At 74.3% G+C, this 19,684-nt stretch carries 20 protein-coding genes; 5 read left to right on the forward strand and 15 right to left on the reverse strand.

Going from position 1 to position 19,684, the window contains the following annotated elements; genetic code table 11:
* Nucleotides 1–75: 75 nt before the first annotated feature.
* From hemB to ABZW03_RS00450, 7 genes are all read right to left on the reverse strand, one after another.
* Complete coding sequence (hemB, locus tag ABZW03_RS00420; protein WP_355249894.1) at nucleotides 76–1,056, reverse strand: porphobilinogen synthase; 981 nt, start codon at nucleotides 1,054–1,056, stop codon at nucleotides 76–78.
* A 68-nt stretch (nucleotides 1,057–1,124) separates the two neighbouring features.
* Nucleotides 1,125–2,774 (reverse strand): bifunctional uroporphyrinogen-III C-methyltransferase/uroporphyrinogen-III synthase, encoded by a 1,650-nt coding sequence (locus ABZW03_RS00425; protein WP_355249896.1) that lies wholly within the window; start codon nucleotides 2,772–2,774, stop codon nucleotides 1,125–1,127.
* A gap of 73 nt (nucleotides 2,775–2,847) precedes the next feature.
* Entirely contained in the window at nucleotides 2,848–3,855 is a 1,008-nt protein-coding gene (gene hemC, locus ABZW03_RS00430; protein WP_355249898.1) for a hydroxymethylbilane synthase, read from the reverse strand.
* Nucleotides 3,856–3,896: 41 nt separating this feature from the next.
* Nucleotides 3,897–5,240 (reverse strand): glutamyl-tRNA reductase, encoded by a 1,344-nt coding sequence (locus ABZW03_RS00435; RefSeq protein WP_355249900.1) that lies wholly within the window; start codon nucleotides 5,238–5,240, stop codon nucleotides 3,897–3,899.
* Nucleotides 5,241–5,265: 25 nt separating this feature from the next.
* The gene (locus ABZW03_RS00440) at nucleotides 5,266–6,171 is read right to left on the reverse strand and encodes a redox-sensing transcriptional repressor Rex (RefSeq protein WP_355249902.1); all 906 of its coding nucleotides are present in this window, start codon (nucleotides 6,169–6,171) and stop codon (nucleotides 5,266–5,268) included.
* A 101-nt stretch (nucleotides 6,172–6,272) separates the two neighbouring features.
* Nucleotides 6,273–7,019 carry a 3'-5' exonuclease gene (locus tag ABZW03_RS00445; protein WP_355249904.1) on the reverse strand — a complete coding sequence of 249 codons (747 nt, stop codon included), beginning with the start codon at nucleotides 7,017–7,019 and terminating at the stop codon, nucleotides 6,273–6,275.
* Nucleotides 7,020–7,213: 194 nt separating this feature from the next.
* On the reverse strand, nucleotides 7,214–7,507 hold the full coding sequence (locus ABZW03_RS00450; RefSeq protein WP_355249906.1) for a glutaredoxin family protein: 294 nt from the start codon (nucleotides 7,505–7,507) through the stop codon (nucleotides 7,214–7,216).
* Nucleotides 7,508–7,734: 227 nt separating this feature from the next.
* Here ABZW03_RS00450 and ABZW03_RS00455 point away from each other — a divergent pair, with 227 nt between their 5' ends.
* A complete protein-coding gene (locus tag ABZW03_RS00455) occupies nucleotides 7,735–8,715 on the forward strand; it encodes an HAD-IB family hydrolase (RefSeq protein WP_355249908.1) in 981 nt (326 codons plus the stop codon).
* A gap of 146 nt (nucleotides 8,716–8,861) precedes the next feature.
* On the opposite strand, the gene ABZW03_RS00460 is transcribed toward ABZW03_RS00455, so the two are convergent.
* On the reverse strand, nucleotides 8,862–9,047 hold the full coding sequence (locus tag ABZW03_RS00460) for a hypothetical protein (protein ID WP_355249910.1): 186 nt from the start codon (nucleotides 9,045–9,047) through the stop codon (nucleotides 8,862–8,864).
* Nucleotides 9,048–9,349: 302 nt separating this feature from the next.
* Here ABZW03_RS00460 and ABZW03_RS00465 point away from each other — a divergent pair, with 302 nt between their 5' ends.
* Nucleotides 9,350–10,123, forward strand: coding sequence for an ECF subfamily RNA polymerase sigma factor, BldN family (locus ABZW03_RS00465; RefSeq protein ID WP_355249998.1), 774 nt, complete (start codon nucleotides 9,350–9,352; stop codon nucleotides 10,121–10,123).
* Between the two features lie 265 nt (nucleotides 10,124–10,388).
* Nucleotides 10,389–11,672: a DUF5667 domain-containing protein gene (locus tag ABZW03_RS00470; RefSeq protein WP_355249912.1), complete on the forward strand. Its 1,284-nt coding sequence runs from the start codon at nucleotides 10,389–10,391 to the stop codon at nucleotides 11,670–11,672.
* Nucleotides 11,673–11,774: 102 nt separating this feature from the next.
* Here ABZW03_RS00470 and ABZW03_RS00475 read toward each other — a convergent pair whose 3' ends face one another.
* The 5 genes from ABZW03_RS00475 to ABZW03_RS00495 all read right to left on the reverse strand — a co-directional run bounded on the left by ABZW03_RS00475 (nucleotide 11,775) and on the right by ABZW03_RS00495 (nucleotide 16,059).
* Nucleotides 11,775–12,782 (reverse strand): lysophospholipid acyltransferase family protein, encoded by a 1,008-nt coding sequence (locus ABZW03_RS00475; RefSeq protein WP_355249914.1) that lies wholly within the window; start codon nucleotides 12,780–12,782, stop codon nucleotides 11,775–11,777.
* Between the two features lie 7 nt (nucleotides 12,783–12,789).
* Nucleotides 12,790–13,911, reverse strand: coding sequence for an NAD-dependent epimerase/dehydratase family protein (locus ABZW03_RS00480; RefSeq protein ID WP_355249916.1), 1,122 nt, complete (start codon nucleotides 13,909–13,911; stop codon nucleotides 12,790–12,792).
* Between the two features lie 224 nt (nucleotides 13,912–14,135).
* Nucleotides 14,136–14,234: an AURKAIP1/COX24 domain-containing protein gene (locus ABZW03_RS00485; protein ID WP_003948845.1), complete on the reverse strand. Its 99-nt coding sequence runs from the start codon at nucleotides 14,232–14,234 to the stop codon at nucleotides 14,136–14,138.
* 191 nt (nucleotides 14,235–14,425) lie between these two features.
* Nucleotides 14,426–14,635, reverse strand: a complete 210-nt coding sequence (locus ABZW03_RS00490) for a helix-turn-helix domain-containing protein (RefSeq protein WP_045699258.1) — start codon at nucleotides 14,633–14,635, stop codon at nucleotides 14,426–14,428.
* Nucleotides 14,636–14,862: 227 nt separating this feature from the next.
* Nucleotides 14,863–16,059, reverse strand: coding sequence for an acetoin utilization protein AcuC (locus ABZW03_RS00495; RefSeq protein ID WP_355249918.1), 1,197 nt, complete (start codon nucleotides 16,057–16,059; stop codon nucleotides 14,863–14,865).
* A gap of 236 nt (nucleotides 16,060–16,295) precedes the next feature.
* Between ABZW03_RS00495 and ABZW03_RS00500 the strand changes: the two genes are divergently transcribed.
* Entirely contained in the window at nucleotides 16,296–16,760 is a 465-nt protein-coding gene (locus tag ABZW03_RS00500) for a hypothetical protein (protein WP_355249920.1), read from the forward strand.
* Nucleotides 16,761–16,788: 28 nt separating this feature from the next.
* Here ABZW03_RS00500 and ABZW03_RS00505 read toward each other — a convergent pair whose 3' ends face one another.
* Both ABZW03_RS00505 and proC read right to left on the reverse strand, forming a co-directional pair.
* On the reverse strand, nucleotides 16,789–17,991 hold the full coding sequence (locus ABZW03_RS00505) for an MFS transporter (RefSeq protein WP_355249922.1): 1,203 nt from the start codon (nucleotides 17,989–17,991) through the stop codon (nucleotides 16,789–16,791).
* Nucleotides 17,992–18,105: 114 nt separating this feature from the next.
* A complete protein-coding gene (proC, locus tag ABZW03_RS00510; RefSeq protein WP_355249924.1) occupies nucleotides 18,106–18,933 on the reverse strand; it encodes a pyrroline-5-carboxylate reductase in 828 nt (275 codons plus the stop codon).
* Between the two features lie 190 nt (nucleotides 18,934–19,123).
* Between proC and ABZW03_RS00515 the strand changes: the two genes are divergently transcribed.
* A complete protein-coding gene (locus ABZW03_RS00515) occupies nucleotides 19,124–19,573 on the forward strand; it encodes a hypothetical protein (RefSeq protein WP_355249926.1) in 450 nt (149 codons plus the stop codon).
* The last annotated feature ends 111 nt before the right edge of the window (nucleotides 19,574–19,684 follow it).

Here is a 19,684-nt window from a genome sequence, read left to right on the forward strand (position 1 = left end):
GGGCCTTCTCCGGTCTCCGCTGCGGCGGGGCGCCCCCCGCGGGCCGCCGCCCGGCCTTCTGCCGTGCGGTGTCCGCTACTTCAGCATGGCGGCGGCTTCGAGGGCCCAGTAGGTGAGGATCTGCTCGGCGCCCGCGCGGCGGATCGAGGTGAGCGTCTCCATGATCATCCGCTCCCGGTCGATCCAGCCGTTCGCGGCGGCCGCCTCGACCATCGCGTACTCGCCGGACACCTGGTACGCGGAGACCGGCACCGGGGAGGCGTCGGCGACCTGGCGCAGGACGTCCAGGTAGGACATGGCGGGCTTGACCATCACCATGTCCGCGCCCTCGGCGAGGTCCTGCGCCAGCTCGCGCAGCGACTCGCGGGCGTTGGCCGGGTCCTGCTGGTAGGTCTTGCGGTCGCCCTTGAGCGAGGAGCCGACGGCCTCGCGGAACGGGCCGTAGAAGGCCGAGGCGTACTTGGCGGTGTAGGCGAGGATGCCCACGTCCTGGTGCCCGGCCTCGTCCAGCGCCCGCCGGATCACGGCGATCTGGCCGTCCATCATGCCGGACGGGCCGACCAGGTGGACGCCGGCGTCGGCCTGCACCCGGGCCATCTCGGCGTAGCGCTCCAGGGTGGCGTCGTTGTCCACGCTGCCGTCGGCGGCCAGCACGCCGCAGTGGCCGTGGTCGGTGTACTCGTCCAGGCAGAGGTCCGACATGACCACCAGGGAGTCGCCGACCTCGGAGACCACGTCCCGGATCGCCTGCTGGAGGATGCCGTCCGGGTTGGTGCCCTCGCTCCCGACGGCGTCCTGGACCTCCGGGACACCGAACAGCATGAGGCCGCCCAGGCCCGCCTCGGCCGCCTCCACCGCGGCCTTGCGCAGGGTGTCCCGGGTGTGCTGGACCACGCCCGGCATCGACGTCACCGGGACGGGCTCGCTGACGCCCTCGCGGACGAACAGCGGCAGGATCAGCTCCGCCGGGTGCAGCCGGGTCTCGGCCACCAGGCGCCGCATCGCCGGGCTCTGGCGCAGCCGGCGGGGGCGTACGTACGGGAATTCAGCGGACACGGCTTCTCTCTCCGAACGGTTGTGCAGTGCCGGGGGCGACGGTCGGCCGCCCCCGGTCGTGAGGGGTGTCAGCGGGCCTTGCGGCGCGAACCCGGGCGGCGCTCGCTGGGCCGGTAGACCGGCTCACCGGCGGCCGTCGCGGTGTCGCGGCGCTTGGCCCCGAAGTCTGCCAGCGCCTGGGCCAGCGCGGCCGCCGACGGCGCCGGGGCCATCACGTCGACCCGCAGGCCGTGCTCCTCGGCGGTCTTGGCGGTGGCCGGGCCGATGCAGGCGATGACCGTGACGTTGTGCGGCTTGCCCGCGATGCCGACCAGGTTCCGGACGGTCGAGGACGAGGTGAACAGCACCGCGTCGAAGCCGCCGCCCTTGATCGCCTCGCGGGTCTCGGCCGGCGGCGGCGAGGCGCGCACCGTCCGGTACGCCGTCACGTCGTCGACCTCCCAGCCGAGCTCGACCAAGCCGGCCACCAGGGTCTCGGTGGCGATGTCGGCGCGCGGCAGCAGCACCCGGTCGATCGGGTCGAAGACCGGGTCGTACGGCGGCCAGTCCTCCAGCAGGCCGGCCGCGGACTGCTCGCCGGAGGGCACCAGGTCCGGCTTCACGCCGAAGTCGACCAGCGCCTGCGCGGTGGTCTCGCCGACCGCCGCGACCTTGATCCCGGCGAACGCGCGGGCGTCCAGGCCGTACTCCTCGAACTTCTCCCGGACGGCGCGCACCGCGTTCACCGAGGTGAAGGCGATCCACTCGTAGCGGCCGGTGACCAGGCCCTTGATGGCCCGCTCCATCTGCTGCGGGGTGCGCGGCGGCTCGACCGCGATGGTCGGCACCTCCTGCGGCACCGCGCCGTAGGAGCGCAGTTGCTCGGACAGGCCGGTGGCCTGCTCCTTGGTGCGCGGCACGAGGACGTTCCAGCCGAACAGCGGCTTGGTCTCGAACCACGAGTGCGAGGCCCGGTGGGCGACCTGCTCGCCCACCACGGCTATCACCGAGGTGGCCGGGTCGACCGGGGCGGAGACCGGCGAGGGCAGCACCCGGGCGGCCTTCAGGTCGGCCGCGATGCCGGACAGGGTGGAGGTGAAGGTCCGCTGGCGGGTGGTGGTGCCGGAGAGCGTGGCGCTCAGCGCCGACTCCGGCTTGCGGCCGCCCGCGACCAGCGCGGCGGCGGTGGCGGGCAGCTGGCCCAGGGTGGTGCGGACCACCAGGGTGGTCTCCGGAGCCCCCAGGTCCACCGGACGGCCGGCCAGCAGCGCGGCGCCGTCCACGAAGCGCACGTCCGTACCGGAGCCGGCGCGCAGCGGGACGCCCGCGTACGCCGGGACGCCGACCGACTGGGCGACGCCCGGGATCACCTCGAACGGGATCCCGTCGCCCGCGCAGCTGAGCATCTCCTCCGCGGCGCAGCCGTCCAGGCCGGGGTCGCCGTCGACGGTGCGGACCACGTGCTTGCCGGAGCGGACGGCCTCGGCGACCAGCTTGGCCAGGTCGAAGTCGGCGCCCTCGGCGGCCGGGGCGTGCACCTGCACGCCGGCCGGACAGTGGCTGCGCACGGCGGCGGCGGTCAGCGGGTCGGCGACCAGCACGTCGGCGGTGGACAGCACCTCGACCGCGCGCAGGGTCAGCAGGCCCGGGTCCCCGGGGCCCGCGCCCAGGAAGGTGCACCGCCCGGTGGCGGGCTGTCCCACCGGGAACAGGGCGTCGGTGGCGGCGGTGGGGCTCATGCGCCCACCTCGCTGCGCTCGGCGGTCTCTTCGCGAAACGCGCAGCTCTTCATGACTCGCTCGCTTCGCTCGCTCATCGGGCTCGCTCCCCCATCAGGGTGGCCGCGCCCCCGGCGAGCAGCCGGTCAGCCAGCGCGCGGCCGAGGGCCGCCGCCTGCTGCTCGGCGGTCTCGTCGAGGACGATCGGACCGTTGGCGGACATCTTCAGCAGGGCGGTGCCGTCGGGGTCGCCGACCACGCCGTCCAGCCGCAGTTCGTTCTCCCGGCCCCAGGTGGCCAGTGCGGCCACCGGCGCCGAGCAGCCGGCCTCCAGGGTGGCCAGCAGGGCGCGCTCGGCGGCCACGGCGACCCGGGTGGGGGCGTGGTCCAGGGCCGCGAGCGCGGTGATCAGAGCGGTGTCGGCGGCGGTGCACTCGATCGCGAGCGCGCCCTGGCCGGGAGCCGGGATCATCACCTCGGTGTCGAGGTGCTGGGATATCTCGGCGCTGCGGCCGAGCCGGTTCAGGCCGGCCGTCGCCAGCACCACCGCGTCCAGCTCGCCGGCGGCCACGTAGCCGATCCGGGTGTCCACGTTGCCGCGGATCGCGACGGTCTCCAGCTGGGCGCCGCGAGCGCCGGCCCAGGCGTTCAGCTGCGCCATCCGGCGGGGCGAGCCGGTGCCGATCCGGGCCGGGCGGCCGGCCCCGGCCAGCTTCTCCACCAGCTCGTCCAGGCCCAGGCCCTCGACCGCGACCAGGGCGTCCCGGACGTCCTCGCGCTCGGGGACGGCGGCCAGCACCAGGCCCGCGGGGGCGGCGGTGGGCAGGTCCTTGAGCGAGTGCACGGCGAAGTCGATCCGGCCCTCCAGCAGCGCGTCGCGCAGCGCGGAGACGAACACCCCGGTGCCGCCGATCTGCGCCAGCGACTCCCGGGAGGTGTCGCCGTAGGTGGTGATCTCGACCAGCTCGACGGGGCGCCCGGTGACCCTGGTCACCTCGCGGGCCACCATGCCCGACTGCGCCATGGCGAGGGCGCTGCGCCGGGTGCCGAGCCGCAGGGCCGTGGGGGCCGCGGGCTGCTCCGTGATCGGTTGACCATTCATGAGGTGATCGTCCCGGTGGTACTCGTGGGATGGCTGACGGTTCATCTGGCGCTCCCGGCCGAGGGCTGGGGCGCGCCGCCGACGGGCGTGCCCGACACGGCGTGCACGGCCGCCGGGTCGAGGTCGAACAGTTCCCGCAGCGCCTCCGCGTAGGAGGCGCCGCCGGGCTCGGCGGCCAGCTGCTTCACCCGGACGGTCGGGGCGTGCAGCAGCTTGTCGACGACGCGGCGGACGGTCTGGGTGATCTCCGCGCGCGAGCGCTCGTCCAGGTCCGGCAGCCGGGACTCCAGCCGGCCGAGCTCGGCGGCGACCACGTCGGAGGCCATCGAGCGCAGCGCGACCACGGTCGGCGCGATCCAGGCGGCCCGCTGGGCGGCGCCGAAGGCGGTCACCTCGTCGGAGACGATCCGGGTGACCTGGTCGACGTCGCCGGCGCCGGGGCTGGCGGCGTGCGCGTGGGAGAGGCTCTCCAGGTCGACCAGCAGGGCGCCGGGCAGCTCGTGCACGGCGTGGTCGACGTCGCGCGGCATGGCCAGGTCGAGCAGGGCGAGCGGCGGCTGGTCCGACGTGCGGGAGGCCACCGCGGCCGCGACGTCCTCGGCCTTGACCACCACGCCGGCCGCGCCGGTGCAGGAGATCACCAGGTCCACGTCGGCCAGCGCCTCGGGCACCTTGGCGAGGTCCAGCACGCGGGCCACGTCCGGGCCGAGGATCTCCACCAGCCGCTCGGCGCGGGCCGGGGTCCGGTTGGCGATCAGCAGGTCGGTCACGCCGGAGCGGACCAGGGTGGCGGCGGCCAGCGAGCTCATCGAGCCGGCGCCGACCACCAGCGCGCGCTTGCCGGCGATCTCGCCCGCGCCCGCCGCGACCTGCTCCAGGCCGAAGGTGACCAGCGACTGGCCGGCCTTGTCGATACCGGTCTCGCTGTGCGCCCGCTTGCCGACCCGCAGCGCCTGCTGGAACAGCTCGTTCAGGCCGCGCCCGGCGGTGTGCTCCTCCTGGGCCTTGGCCAGCGCGTCGCGCAGCTGGCCGAGGATCTGGCCCTCGCCGACGACCATCGAGTCCAGGCCGCAGGCCACCGAGAAGAGGTGGTGGACGGCGCGGTCCTCGTAGTGGACGTACAGGTGGGAGGTCAGTTCCTCCAGGTCCACCCCGCTGTGGTGGGCCAGCAGCAGGGACAGCTCGGCGACGCCGGCGTGGAACTTGTCCACGTCCGCGTACAGCTCGATCCGGTTGCAGGTGTTCAGCAGCGCGGCCTCGCCGACCGTCGCGGTGGCGGCGGCGTCGTGCAGCAGACGGGTCGGCACGTCACCGGTCAGCGCGGCGCGTTCCAGCACTCCGACCGGGGCCGTGCGATGGCTCAGCCCGACGACGAGAAGGCTCATGCCCGTCCCCCACAGCTCTCGGTGTTCATGCGGGCATCACCGCGGAGAGATCCCCGTCGCCGCCCTTGGCGGACTTGCCCCTGGCCTGCTCGGCGGCCTGGTCCTTGGCCGCCGGGTCCGCGGCGCTCCGGCCCTTGCCGCTGCCGCCGGCCGCGCGGCGCAGCTTGGCGGCCGCCGCCCGGACCGGACCGGGCGCCCGGTCCAGCACCGACTCGGCGCGGTCGTCCGGCTCCTCGCCGGCCTTGCGCTGCTCGTGGAAGGCCAGGATCTGGAGCTCGATGGAGAGGTCCACCTTGCGCACGTCCACGCCGTCCGGGACGGTCAGCACGGTCGGGGCGAAGTTCAGGATGCTGGTGACACCGGCCTCGACCAGCCGGTCGCAGACCTGCTGGGCGGCACCGGGCGGGGTGGTGATCACGCCGATGGAGACGTGCTGGCTCTCGACGATCGACTCCAGCTCGTCCATGTGCCGCACCGGCAGTCCGGCCGCGGTGGAACCGACCACGTTGGGGTCGGCGTCCAACAGGGCGGCGACCCGGAAGCCGCGGGAGGCGAACCCGCCGTAGTTGGCGAGCGCGTGGCCGAGGTTCCCGATGCCGACGATGACGACCGGCCAGTCCTGGGTCAGGCCGAGCTCGCGGGAGATCTGGTAGACGAGGTACTCGACGTCGTAGCCGACGCCGCGGGTGCCGTACGAGCCGAGGTAGGAGAAGTCCTTGCGCAGCTTGGCCGAGTTCACGCCGGCCGCGGCGGCCAGCTCCTCGGAGGAGACGGTCGGCACCGAGCGCTCGGAGAGCGCGGTGAGGGCCCGCAGATAGAGGGGCAGGCGGGCGACGGTCGCCTCCGGGATGCCCCGGGCACGCGAGGGTCGGCGCGCGGCGCCCTGGTCGGGCGTCTGCGAACTGCTCTGTGGTGATCGGCCGATTGCCACGGTGCTCCTGTGGGTGAAGCTGGGCTTTGGCAGCCAGGCTATGCGTTTGTGAACGTGTGCACAAAGATGGTGTCCGTTTTGTCCCCGCACAGTGATGCGCATCACGCCATCGAACCCATAGCACCGGACTGGGTCAGCACGACCTCCGGGGCCTGGGAACCGGGCAGCCAGGGGCCGTACGGAGCCTCCCTGCGCAGCAGCGGCACGGCGGCGCCGGACGGGCGGGAGCGGGCCCGGCCCAGCCGGGGCCAGGGCACCCGGGCGGCCTCGCGCAGCGGGCCGGTCCAGTCGTCCGGCGGGCAGGACGGGGCGTCCAGGCAGTGCCGCAGCAGCTCGGCGGTCACCCGGGCGTCGCCCAGCGCGGTGTGCGCCGGGTACCAGCCCAGGCCCGCCGCGTCCGCGCAGGCCGCCAGGCCCTGGCCACGGGCCTCCGGCAGGTGGGCGCGGGCCAGCCGCATCGTGCACAGCAGCGGGACGGGCGGCAGCGGCACCCCGATCCGGGCGAACTCGCGGTCCAGGAAGGCGTGGTCGCAGCTGACGTGGTGGCCGACCAGCACCCGGCCGGCCAGCAGCTCCAGCAGCCGCGGGGCGATCTCGCGGAAGCGCGGGGCGCCCTCGACGTCGCTCTGGCGTATCCGGTGGACGTGGGTCGGGCCGACCGGGCCCAGCGGATCCAGCAGGGTGGCGAACTCCCCCTCGGGGCGGAGCCGCTCGTCGAGCAGCACCACCGCGACCTCGACCACCCGGTGCCGCCACGGGCTGCGGCCGGTCGCCTCCACGTCCACCACGGCGAAGCCCCCGGTCCCCTTCGGGGCTCGGGGCGTCCCAGGGGTCGGGCCGGGAAGCATGGCGCACTCCTCGTGTGCTCAGCCCCCCTCGGGCGCAAACGCGTTCGATCGTAAGCCGACCAACCGGGGCCGCCCGACGCCGGAACGGAGTGTCTTTGGCAACGATTCGGCGAACCGCCCCCGCCGATCGGCGGGGGGTCGGTGTACGGACGAACGCCCGGTCAGGCCGCGCTCGGACCGCTCTCGGGCCGCGCTCAGCCGCCGAGGGCGGTGCGCAGCCGGCGCTCGTCGACCCGCCAGAAGTCGTGCTGGCGGCCGTCGATCAGGGTGACCGGAATCTGCTCCCAGTAGCGGCGGTACAGCTCCTCGTCCTGGGTGATGTCCCGCTCCTCGAAGGACGCCCCCAGGTCGCCCGTCACCCGGAGGATCACCTCGCGGGCCTCGTCGCACAGGTGGCAGCCGGGCTTGCCGACCAGGGTCACGGTCCGGTCCGCGGGCTTGGGGCTCTTACGTCGCAGCAGTGGGGTCACCGGGCCATTCTCCGTCATTCGCCCGCTCGCCTCCGGGGCGCTCCTGGTCCGGTGCCGACGGTCGGCGCTCCCTCGCTCCTACGTCGCTCCCTCGCTTCTCCCTTTCGGTACCGGCGCACCCCTTCGGCTCGGGGCGGGGATTCGCCCGTTCGCCTCCGGGGTGCTCCTGACCTGGTGGAGCTGTTCACCTCGCGGGCACGGCTCCGTCACGGTCGGCGGGCGGCCGGCTGGCTATCCTCGATGACATGGCCGTGCTCCGAAGGCTCACCCAGGCAAGGCGTTCCAGCAGCGAGCGGAGCGCCCTGGCCGGCGAAGCCGCGGCCGAGGCGGCCGAGGCCGCGCTGCGGGCCGAGCCCGAGCCCGAGCCCGCCGCCGAGCCGGACGCGCCGGCCGCGGCCAAGCCGGGCAAGGCCCCCAAGGCCCCGGCCGAGAACCACACCCCGGACCCGGACGACCCCCGCGCCGCCGCCTTCTTCGACTGCGACAACACCATCCTGCGCGGCGCCGCGATCTTCTACCTCGGCGTCGGCCTCTACCGCCGCGGCTTCCTCACCCGCCGCGACATCGCCCGCTTCGCCTGGCAGCAGGCCTGGTTCCGGCTGCACGGCGCCGAGGACCCGGAGCACATCTCGGACGCCAAGCAGTCCGCCCTCGGCATCGTGGCCGGCAAGCCCACCGCCGACCTGGAGGCGATCTGCGAGGAGATCTTCGAGGACGTGGTGGCGGACAAGATCTGGCCGGGCACCCGCGCCCTGGTCCAGATGCACCTGGACGCCGGCCAGCGGGTCTGGCTGGTCACCGCCGCCCCGCTGGAGGTGGCCCGGATCATCGCCCGGCGGCTCGGCATGACCGGCGCGCTGGGCACCGTCGCCGAGGCCCGGGACGGCCGGTACACCGGTCGGCTGGTCGGCGACCTGCTGCACGGCCCGGCCAAGGCCGCCGCCGTCCGCGCGCTCGCCCGGCGCGAACGCCTCGACCTCGACCGCTGCGCCGCCTACAGCGACTCGGCCAACGACATCCCGATGCTCTCGCTGGTCGGCCACCCGTACGTGGTGAACCCGGACGGTGCGCTGCGGCGCCACGCCCGGGCCCAGGGCTGGCGGGTGCGGGACTTCCGGACCGGGCGCAAGGCGGCCCGGGTGGGGCTGCCGGCGGCGGCCGCGCTCGGGGTGCTGGCCGGCGCGGCGGCGGCCGGGGTGGCGCTGCACCGGCGCCGCCGCGCCTGAACCCCACCGCGCCCCAACTCCCCGCGCCAGGACCGCCGGAGGCCGCCCGAAGGCCACCGGAAGGCCGTCCGGGCGGGCTCGCCCCGGAGAGTGAGCGGGCGTCAACAAGGCCTCTGACCTGGCCCCTCGTACGGGCGAACTCCCCTTCACCGCACGACAGTCCGGACCGATTGCGCGAACTTGTCGGCCGGTGACCGGTTCTGATCGTTCGCCAGGCCGGGAAAGTCGGGGATTGCCGAGCCCCAAGGCTGGGAAACCGCCCATCGGGCCGCCGAATTGGTCACCCTGGGCACCCGTTCGATCACGTTGAGCCGGATGAACGATGACAGCACCGGTCAATGTCAGCCGAACATGCACAACAAATGGATCCCAAACGACCACTTCGACCACACGGTGTAGCTGTCATTGCACAAAGCGTTATTCTCTCCTGGATGCACGTCACCACGCGTCCCGCTCGAACGGACGCTTCGGGACGTGCTCTCCGCGCAGGCGGAGGTGATCCGTCCACAGTTCTGCCTCTGGGAGTCCCGTGTACCCACCCGTCCGGAACGACGCGCCTGCACCCTCCCGCCCGTCGTCCGCGCCCCTGCGCCCCCGCACCGGCCTCCGCGGCCGGCCGACCGCCGAGCGGCAGATCTCCACCGGCCTGGACCTGTTGCGCACCCTGCTCTGCAGCCAGTTCGCCGCCTCCCCCCAACTCTCCCTGGCTGGAGGATCGTTCGGCCAGCCGCAACCGGTCGGCCTGGCGCTGCGCACCACCGCCGCCGGCTCGGCCGGCACCGGCTCGCGCGGCCGCACCGGCAGCGCCGGGGCCGGCCGGGGCCGCACCCGGACCGCGCCCAGCCCCGGCTACGAGTCCGAGCACAACCCGATCATGGAGCTGGTCGAGCGGGCCCAGGCCGGTGAGAGCGAGGCCTTCGGCCGGCTCTACGACCACTACGCGGACACCGTCTACCGGTACATCTACTACCGGGTCGGCAGCCGGGCCACCGCCGAGGACCTCACCAGCGAGACCTTCCTGCGCGCCCTGCGCCGGATCGGCACCTTCACCTGGCAGGGCCGGGACTTCGGCGCCTGGCTGGTCACCATCGCCCGCAACCTGGTCGCCGACCACTTCAAGTCCAGCCGCTTCCGGCTGGAGGTCACCACCGGCGAGATGCTCGACTCCAACGAGTGCGAGCGCAGCCCGGAGGAGTCGGTGCTGGAGTCGCTCTCCAACGCCGCCCTGCTGGAAGCGGTGCGCCGGCTCAACCCGCAGCAGCAGGAGTGCGTCACCCTGCGCTTCCTGCAGGGGCTCTCGGTGGCCGAGACGGCCAGGATCATGGGCAAGAACGAGGGCGCCATCAAGACGCTCCAGTACCGCGCCGTCCGCACCCTGGCCCGGCTGCTCCCGCCCGACGCGCGATGAGCCGGGCCGCGGACGGCACCGGCCCCATACGCCCCGGCCGGCCGTCACCGTTCGCGCCCGGCCGACACGTCAGGGTGAACGGTAGGTCCGATGATCAGCCGTGCGTAACCGACCAGCCGTACCGCTCGTTGGCCAGCGTGCAAGCCTCCACCAGGCGTACGGTCAAGTCGAATTGCGGCCTATCACCCGATGGAGTGGCTTTGGCCAGCCGGGGCAACCGTCCGGCGGGCCGGGGTGTCGACAACGACGAAGGGAGGTGTGGCCCGTGACGGCAAACGTGCTGGAGCACCGGCGGGCGAAGGCCTTCGCCGAGGTGCTGGAGGCCCACCAGGCGGAGCAACGCGCTGCGGCCGGCGCCGGATCGGACGACGCCGCCACCGGCGCCGGGCCGGTCGCGATGGCCGAACTGGTCGGTCTGACCGACGCGCTGGGGGCGCTGCCCGGGCCGGCGCTGGACCGGGAGGTCCGCACGGTCCAACGCGCCCAGCTGATGGCCGCGTTCGAGCAGGCCTTCGCCGGCGGGACGGGTGCCCAGGTGCCCCGCCAGCGCCGCCGCCGGGCGGTCCGCACCGCACCGCGCGGCCGCTGGAGCCGCCGGTTCGCGATCGGCGGGCTGGTCGCCGGGCTCGCCGTCGGCAGCCTGGCCGGCGCCGCCGCGGCCAGCTCCAACGCCCTCCCCGGGGACACGCTGTACGGCCTCAAACGCGGGCTGGAGGGGCTCCGGCTCGACTTCGCGGGCTCCGACTCCGAGCGCGGCGAGCTGCTGCTCGACAACGCCGCCACCCGGCTCGGCGAGGCCAAGACCCTGGTCGGCCGCACCGGTCAGGCCGGCGCCCTCAGCCCGGCCACCGTCGACCAGGTCCGCCGCGCCCTGGACGACATGCACGCCGACGCCCTCAAGGGCCGGGAGCTGCTGCGCTCGGTCTACCGCAGCAACGGCTCGCTCGACCCGATGCGGGCGCTGGCCGGCTTCGCCCACGACGAGGACGGCCGGTGGAGCGAGCTGCAGGGCAGGCTGCCCGTCCAGCTCACCCGGCAGGCCGACCTGGTGAACCGGCTCTTCGACGACATAAGCGAGGACGTCGCGCCCCTGCGCCTGGTCCTGCCCTCCGCGCAGAGCGGTGGCACGGCCGGCTCCGGAGCGGGCGGCGGCTCGTCCGACTCGACCGGTGGTCCTTCGGCCGGCTCCCCGGCCGCCGGCTCCGGCAGCACGGCCGGCAGCGGCCAGGCCCCGGGCTCCGGCGCCGCCGGCAACCGCCCCGGTGCCACCGAGCACGCCCCGGCCAACCCCGGCTCGGGCGCCTCCGGCAAGGGCGGCGTCCTGCCGGACACCCTGCCCAGCAGCGCGCCGGACGCCGTCAACGGCCTGGTCGGCGGCCTCACCAACGGGCTCACCGGCACCAAGCCCTCGCCGAGCGCCGACGCGGCCGCGCCGCAGGCACCGCAGTCGGCCACGCCCAGCACCCCGAACGCGGCCCAGCCGCAGGGCGTCGAGGTGCCCCCGCTGCTCCCGGACCTGCTGCCCGGGCTGCGCATCCTGGGCGGCTGACCACAGGCCGCGAGGGCCCGGCGGAGTGCGATATCCGCCGGGCCCTCGCCGTACCCGCAGGTCGTACCCGCGGGCCGTACCCGCGCAGCGGGACGGCAGCCGTCAGAAGAACACCGAACGCCGCTGCACCAGCAGCTGGTAGAGGGTGTGCTGGATGGTCTCGCGGACCTCGTCGGCCAGGTCGAAGACCAGCATCGGGTCGTCCGCCGCCTCCGCCGGGTAGGCGTCGGTGGCGATCGGCTCGCCGAAGCGGATCGTCCACTTGGTCGGCAGCGGCAGCATCCCGAGCGGGCCCAGCCACGGGAAGGTCGGGGTGACCGGCACGTACGGCAGGCCCAGCAGCCGGGCCAGCGTCTTCACGTTGCCGATCATCGGGTAGGTCTCCTCGGCGCCGACGATCGAGCAGGGCACGATCGGCACCCCCGCCCGCAGCGCCGAGGCGACGAAGCCGCCGCGGCCGAAGCGCTGGAGCTTGTAGCGCTCGGAGAACGGCTTGCCGATCCCCTTGAAGCCCTCCGGCCAGACCCCGACCACCTCGCCGCGCTCCAGCAGGGCCTGGGCGTCCTCGTTGCAGGCCAGCGTGTGGCCGGCCTTGCGGGCCAGCTCGTTGACGCCGGGCAGCACGAAGACCAGGTCGGCGGCGAGCATCCGCAGGTGCCGCCGGGCGGGGTGGTGGTCGTGGATGACCACCTGGGTCATCAGGGCGTCCAGCGGGATCGTCCCGGAGTGGTTGGCCACGATCAGCGCGCCGCCCTCGGCCGGGATGTTCTCCACGCCCTGGACGTCGATCCGGAAGTACTTCTCGGCCAGCGGGCGCAGCAGCGAGAGCAGCACCTCCTCGGTAAGCTCCCGGTCGAAGCCGAACGCGTCCACCTCGTAGTCCCCGGTCACCCGGCGGCGCAGGAAGGCCAGGCGCTCGGCGGCGCGGCCCTCCCAGCCCTTGCCGAACAGCCGGGTGGCGGCCGGGCCGAGCGGGCCGGACAGCGCCCCGCCGACGGCGTCGGCGAGCCGGTCGGCCAGTTTCGGCCCCTCGGGCGAGGTCCAGCTGGGGGCGGACTCGATCGGGATGACCTTGGCCTCGCCCGGCGCGTTCTCGGCTGCGGCACTCATCGCGGGTTCAGCTCCTCGGTCGGCGGGGGCGGTTCGGTACGGCGTCCGGCCCGGTGGGCGGCCCGACGGGCGCGGCGCCTTCCGGGCCGAGCAGGGCGGTCAGCCGGTCGGCGACGGCGGCCAGCCGCGCGGGCGGCAGCAGGCCCGGCCCCCGGGCGGCGGCGAAGTCGGCGAAGGCCTCCGGGGTGCTGAACGCCGGGCGGTAGCCGAAGGTGTCGCGCAGCCGCGAGGTGTCCACCACCCGGCCGTGGGTGAGCAGCCGCAGCTGCTCGGGCGAGACGTCCACCAGCCGGGTCTGCCGGGCCAGCACGGCCATCCAGCTGACCGCGGGCAGCAGCAGCGGCAGGGTGGGCCGGCCGAGCCGGCGGGCGCACTGGGAGAGCAGCAGGACGCCGTCCCCCGCCACGTTGAAGGTCCCGGTGTTGACGGTGCCGGGCTCGGGTTCGCCGGCGGCCCGGCAGAGCACCGCGACGGCGTCGTCCTCGTGCACGAACTGCAGCCGCGGGTCGTAGCCGAGGACGGTCGGCAGCACCGGCAGCGCGAAGTACTCGCTGAGCGGGGTGTCGGTGTCCGGGCCGACGATGTTGGCGAAGCGCAGCACCGTCACCGCGACGTCCGGGCGGCGCCGGGCGAAGCCGCGCACGTACCCCTCGACCTCCGCCGCGTCCTTGGCGAAGCCGCCGCCGGGCGGGTTCTTGGGCTGCATCCGCTCGCTGAACACCGCCGGGTCGCGGGGCGCCGAGCCGTACACGCCGGTGGTGGACTTCACCACCAGCCGGCGCACCCCGGGGGCCTTCTGGCAGGCGCCGAGCAGCTGCATGGTGCCGATCACGTTGGACTCCTTCACCGCGGAGCGGTTGGTGGAGCCCAGGCCGGTGGCGCTGACGCTGAGGTGCACCACGGTGTCCACCCGGTGCTCGGCGAGCACCCGGGAGAGCGCCGGACGGCGCAGGTCGAGCTGGTGGAAGCGGTACGGGGCGGCCGGGCCGACCGGCTCCTCGGGCGGCAGCCGGGGCGGCTGCACGTCCACGCCGACCACCAGGTCCACGCCCGGGCGGCGGCGGACCTCGGCGGCGAAGCGGGCACCGAGATGGCGGGCCACGCCGGTGACGAGCACGACCACGCCCACGGTGCTGCACCCCCGTTCCTCGGCCCGAGCGGCCTGCGTGCACCGTACCGCGCCGCCCCACCGGGCCGGGAAACGACACCGCCCGCCCAGGCCGCGGAGGGCTTGGACGGGCGGTGGAACGCCTGAACCCCGCGAGGGCGGGGCCGATCAGTTCTTCCTGCGCCGCTGTACGCGAGTGCGCGGGTGACCCCCGCGGAGGCGGGGCCGAGGCGCAGGCTCAGGCGTTACTTCTTGTTGCGACGCTGGACCCTGGTCCTCTTCAGAAGCTTGCGGTGCTTCTTCTTGGCCATACGCTTGCGACGCTTCTTGATGACAGAGCCCACGGAACAACCCTCGCTCACTGAGACTCTCGCCCGTGAGAGACGGAGTCCATACGACTGACGTGAGGGCCTAGCCTACCTTCCGGTTGCCCGGGGCTGTAAATCGCGCCCCCGGCAACCGGAGAACTCGGGGGAAATCCCCGGCGAACGGGTGCGGGCCCCACCGGGGTGGGACCCGCGCCCGCGCGCCGCCGCTACGCGCTCTCGAGCCGCACGTAGGACTCCTTGAGGTACTCGTGCACCGCCTGCTGGGGCACCCGGAAGGACCGTCCGACCCGGATGGCCGGCAGCTCTCCGCTGTGCACCAACCGGTACACCGTCATCTTCGACACCCGCATGACCGCGGCGACCTCCGCCACGGTCAGGAAGACGACTTCCTGAAGGGGGCGCTCGACGGAACTCATGTGACCATCACCCGACCCTTACCCGTGTGCAAGGCACCGGCTTCCCCTCCGGTGACTCCACCGGCACACGTGTATCCCCAGAGTAGTTATGGGTGGTACCAGTGGGAAGAGGGGAAGTGCAGTCCTCGTACGGTGAGAGATAGGACTGTTGCAGTACGTAGCCGATCGGCGGATGGCACCGCCCCGCGTACGCACGGCCCGGGCGCGGCGCCGCCGGGGCGACGGGTTCAGGCCAGCAGCCCGTGCTGGGGGAACACCGCCCGGCGGGTGGCGAGGATGGCCTGATCGAGCCGGTCGGCCGGATCGTAACCCGAGTCGAAGTCGCGCCAGACCGGGCGGGCGCCGTCGGTCATCCGCAGCGGGGCCGGGCGGCGGGTGCGGCGGTAGACCTCGGCGCGCCAGGACTCGGGGGTCTCGGTGGTCGGGTCGACGGGCCTGGCCGCGGCGGTGGCGACCAGGTGGGTCCAGGTGCGCGGGACGACGTCCACCACCGCGTAGCCGCCCCCGCCGGTCGCCAGCCAGCGGCCGCCGGCGTACCGGTGGGCGAGGTCGTGCAGCGCCTCGGCGACCATCCGCTGGGCGTCCACGGTGACGGCGAAGTGGGCGAGCGGGTCCTCCAGGTGGGTGTCGGCGCCGTGCTGGGTGACCAGGACCTGTGGCCGGAAGACGTCGAGCAGTTCGGGCACCAGGGCGTGGAACGCGCGCAGCCAGCCGGCGTCGCCGGTGCCCGCGGGCAGCGGCAGGTTGGCGGCCGAGCCGGGGGCGTCCTCGCCACCGGTCTCGATCGACCAGCCGCTCTGCGGGAAGAGCGTGGCGGGGTGCTCGTGCAGCGAGACGGTGAGCACCCGGGGATCGTTCCAGAAGGCCGCCTGGACGCCGTCGCCGTGGTGGACGTCCACGTCGACGTAGGCGACCCGCTCGGCGCCGAGTTCGAGCAGCCGGGCGATGGCCAGCGCCGGGTCGTTGTAGATGCAGAAGCCGGAGGCCTTGCCGGGCATCGCGTGGTGCAGCCCGCCGGTGAAGTTGACGGCGTGCGGGGTCTCGCCGCGCCAGACCGCCTCGGCGGCCGCCACGGACTGGCCGGCGATCAGCGCGGAGGCCGAGTGGATGGCCGGGAAGGACCAGGTGTCGTCGGTGCCGAGGCCGTGCAGCGGGTCGGTGCGCTCGGGGTGGGCGGCGGCGTCGCGGACCGCCTCGACGTACTCCCGGGTGTGCACCAGCCGGAGGGTGGACTCGCCGGCAGGCGGCGCGGAGCGGACGGTCACGCCGGGCGCGGTGTCCAGTCCGAGCGCCTCGACCAGGCGCATGGTGAGGGCCAGCCGGGCCGGGTCCATCGGGTGGCCCGGGCCGAAGTCGTAGGCGGTGACCGCCTCGTCCCAGAAGAGGTGCAGGCCGCAGGGGATGTCACGCTCGGCTTCGGGCATGGCCTCCACCGTAGCGGGTGACGGCGGCCGGACCGCCGCCAGGGCGCCGGGGCGATGCCCGTGGGGACCGCCGGACGGCAGGTGCGCGACGAAGCCGCGGAAGTTGTGGGGCAGCTGTGGAGGCGGGTGTCGAGGGGGTGCAGACAAACGCTCCGCTGCTCCATATCCTCTCCGCCATGAAGCCATTCAGCGTGCAACGCCTTGGGGTAATTCTCGCTGCATTCCTGGGATTCGGCGTGTTCTTCGCCGCCCAGCCGGCCTCCGCCGCGGTCAGCGGCACCGCGTTCGCGGTCGACAAGTCGACGGCCAAGGCGGGAGACCAGCTGACCCTGACCCTGTCCCTCACCAACTCCGAGAACGCCCCCATCTACTTCGCCTACGAGTCCGTCCAGCCGACCTGGCCGGCCAACACCCAGGCCGGAGCGTTCACCATCACCGGCTGCGCCGGTGACACCACCGACTGCGTGACCAACGGGAACAGCGCCAACTTCCACTTCAACGCGCCGATCGCGCCGGGGGCGACGAAGAGCGTCACGCTCACCGTGAAGATCACCGACACCCCGCCGTGGGGCACCGCTCCGTACACGCTGAACTGGGCGCCGTACGTCTACTACGAGTTCGGCCAGGTGGGCGGCACCACCGCGGCCAAGGACCAGGGCTGGACCTACGGGCTGCCCGAGCTCCAGACCGTGATCAGCTGACCCCACGCCCCGTCGACCGCCCCCGCCGTCACCCGACGGCGGGGGCCGCCGCCCGCACCGGCGCCGGGGCGAAGCGGTCGGCCAGCGGCAGGACGGCGAGCACCAGCAGCATCGGGGCGAGCAGCGCCCAGCGGTACGAGCTCGCGTCCGCGATCGCCCCGACCAACGGCGAACCGACCAGGAAACCCACGTAGTTGAAGAGGTTGAGCCGGGCCACCGCGGCGTCCGAGTCGGCCGGGAGGAGCCGGCCGCCGGCCGCGAACACCTGCGGGATGATCGCGCAGATGCCGAAGCCGAGCACGGTGAAGCCGGCGATGCCCGCCCAGGCGGTGGGCGCGACCGCGGCCGCCCCGAAGCCGAGCGCGGCCAGCGCGGCACCGGCGCGGACCACCGGGACGGCGCCGAAGCGCTGCACCGCGCGGTCGCCCAGCGCGCGGCCGAGCAGCATCGCGACCATGTAGCCGAGGTAGGAGAGCTTGGCGAGGTCCTCCGGGCTGCCCAGCCCGTCGGTGAGGTACTTGACGCTGTAGTTGGAGACCGAGGCGTCCGCGATGTACGCGAAGGCCATCGCCAGGCAGAGCGGCAGCAGCGGACGCCAGGGGACGGACCGGGCCGCGGCCTCGGCCGCCTCCCGGACGGCGTCGCCGAGTTCGGCCGGGCCGGCGAAGAAGGTACCGGTCAGCAGGGCGAGCGGGGCGATCACCGCGGCGGCCGCGCCGAACAGCACCGGCAGCCCGAGGCCGTAGTGCGAGCCGAGGCCCGCCAGGGCCGCGCCGAGGATCCCGCCGAGGCTGAACGCCGCGTGGAAACCGATCATGATGGAGCGGCCGTAGCGGTGCTGGAGCCCCACCCCGAGCATGTTCATGCTGGCGTCCAGCGCGCCCACCAGCAGGCCGAACGCGCCGAGCGCCAGGGCGAGTTGCCACAGCGTGCCGCCCAGCCCGGCGGCCGCCAGGGAGAGGCAGACGGCGGGCTGGACCACCCGCAGCACGGCCCGCGCGCCGGTGCGCTTCACCACCTGCTCGGAGGCGATCGAACCGACCCCGGCCAGCACCGGCACCGCGGCCAGGAAGACCGGCAGCAGCCCGTCGCTCAGCCCGTACCGGTGCTGGATCTCCGGGATGCAGGTGACCAACAGGGCGAAGACGGTGCCCTGGAGCAGGAAGCCGACGGCGAGCGCGGCCCGCCCGGCGCGCAGGCCGGACGGGATCCGGGGCGGTGCACCACTCAAGCGGACCTCCACGCGGACTCCGGACCGGCCTCGCCGCCCGACTACCGGCCGGTAGAACGATGTTGGCGAGAGCGTAGGGGGTGCGCCGCGATTGCGGGAGGGGTCGCGCAGGGGTCATTTCCCGCCGGAGGCCAGCTCCCGGGAGCGGTCCCGGGCCGCCTCCAGGGCGCCGAGCAGCGCGGCCCGCACCCCGTGGTTCTCCAGCTCGCGGATCGCGGCGATGGTGGTGCCGGCCGGGGAGGTCACCGCCTCGCGCAGCTTCACCGGGTGCTCGCCGGAGTCGCGCAGCATCACCGAGGCGCCGATCGCGGACTGCACGATCAGGTCGTGCGCCACCTGCCGGGGCAGGCCGAGCAGGATGCCGGCGTCGGTCATCGCCTCGACCAGGAAGTAGAAGTAGGCCGGGCCGGAGCCGGACAGCGCGGTGGCCGCGTCCTGCTGGGCCTCGGGCAGCCGCAGCGCCTTGCCGACCGAGCTGAAGATCTCCTCCGCGCGCGCCAGGTGCTCCTCGCCCGCGTGCGAGCCGGCCGAGATGACGCTCATCCCCTCGTCCACCAGGACCGGGGTGTTGGGCATCACCCGGACCACCGGGGTGCCGGCCGCCAGCCGTTCCTCGAACCAGGCGGTGGGGATGCCGGCCGCGGCCGAGATCACCAGCCGGTCGGCGCCGACGTGCGGGGCCAGCTCCTCCAGCAGGGTGCCCATGTCCTGCGGCTTGACCGCGAGGATCAGGGTGTCGGCGAGCTTGGCGGCCTCGGTGTTGGAGACGGCCACCACGCCGTAGCGGTCGGCGAGTTCGGCCGCGCGCTCGGGGCGGCGGGCGGTCACCAGGACGTCGGCCGGGTCCTTGCCGGCCCGCAGCAGACCGGAGAGCAGGGCCTCGCCGATCTTGCCGGTGCCCAGGAAGGCGATCTTCTGTCCGTGTGCTGCGCTGCTGCCCATGGTCCGCTCCTTGCCTCGGTACTGCGGCCATCCTCGCACCGGGCGGCGGCCGGCGCGGGGACCGTCCGCTCCGTGGTCGCCACGGCCACGGAGCGGACGGCCCGACGCCCCTGAAGGCCTTTGCCCCTAGGGAGAAAAGTCCGGGGTTTCCCCTATGGCCTCCGGGCTCCGGCGGGCGCACCGTGGAGCCATGGCACACGACGAAATGTCCCGACGTGAGAACCGGCAACTCGCCGTCGCCTCGGCGACCGTGGGCCCGTGGCGGACCGCCGCGGGGGTCGGTGCGGTGGTGGGGGCGACGGCCCTGGGGATCGAGGCGGTCTCCGGGGACTGGTCGCTGAGCATGCTGGCCTCACCGGCCGGCTGGGGCCTGTTCTTCTTCTTCCTGGTCGGCACCGTCGGCGGCCGGCTGCGGCGCGACACCACCGACCGGCGGCTGGGCCGGTGGGCGAACGAACACCCCTGGCAGTCGGCCCTCCCGGCGGCCGGCGGGCTGCTGGCGCTGAACACCCTGGCCCAGCTGTTCCTCGGCGACGAGGGGCTGTTCGGCGCCTTCTTCCTCTCGCTGCTGCCGGCCGGCCTGCTGCTGGCGATCGCCGGGGTGGTCGGCTCGGTCAAGCAGGCCCGCGGCAAGGACTGAGCGGGCGCCCGCACCGGCGCGTTCCCGGACGAAAGGCACCGGCCCCGCGCGCCGCGCACCCGCGTCCACCGGAAGGTGTGCCCCCGATCGGCGGATCGTCACACCCCGTCG

The sequence above is a fragment of the Kitasatospora sp. NPDC004799 genome (assembly GCF_040609095.1).
Classification (GTDB): domain Bacteria; phylum Actinomycetota; class Actinomycetes; order Streptomycetales; family Streptomycetaceae; genus Kitasatospora.

Coding starts and splice junctions, on each gene's coding strand:
- ABZW03_RS00425 (WP_355249896.1), bottom strand. CDS start 2,774: ATGAGCCCCACCGCCGCCACCGACGCCCTGTTCCCGGTGGGACAGCCC.
- hemC (WP_355249898.1), bottom strand. CDS start 3,855: ATGAATGGTCAACCGATCACGGAGCAGCCCGCGGCCCCCACGGCCCTG.
- ABZW03_RS00435 (WP_355249900.1), bottom strand. CDS start 5,240: ATGAGCCTTCTCGTCGTCGGGCTGAGCCATCGCACGGCCCCGGTCGGA.
- ABZW03_RS00445 (WP_355249904.1), bottom strand. CDS start 7,019: ATGCTTCCCGGCCCGACCCCTGGGACGCCCCGAGCCCCGAAGGGGACC.
- ABZW03_RS00450 (WP_355249906.1), bottom strand. CDS start 7,507: ATGACGGAGAATGGCCCGGTGACCCCACTGCTGCGACGTAAGAGCCCC.
- ABZW03_RS00455 (WP_355249908.1), top strand. CDS start 7,735: ATGGCCGTGCTCCGAAGGCTCACCCAGGCAAGGCGTTCCAGCAGCGAG.
- ABZW03_RS00475 (WP_355249914.1), bottom strand. CDS start 12,782: ATGAGTGCCGCAGCCGAGAACGCGCCGGGCGAGGCCAAGGTCATCCCG.
- ABZW03_RS00490 (WP_045699258.1), bottom strand. CDS start 14,635: ATGAGTTCCGTCGAGCGCCCCCTTCAGGAAGTCGTCTTCCTGACCGTG.
- ABZW03_RS00495 (WP_355249918.1), bottom strand. CDS start 16,059: ATGCCCGAAGCCGAGCGTGACATCCCCTGCGGCCTGCACCTCTTCTGG.
- proC (WP_355249924.1), bottom strand. CDS start 18,933: ATGGGCAGCAGCGCAGCACACGGACAGAAGATCGCCTTCCTGGGCACC.
- ABZW03_RS00515 (WP_355249926.1), top strand. CDS start 19,124: ATGGCACACGACGAAATGTCCCGACGTGAGAACCGGCAACTCGCCGTC.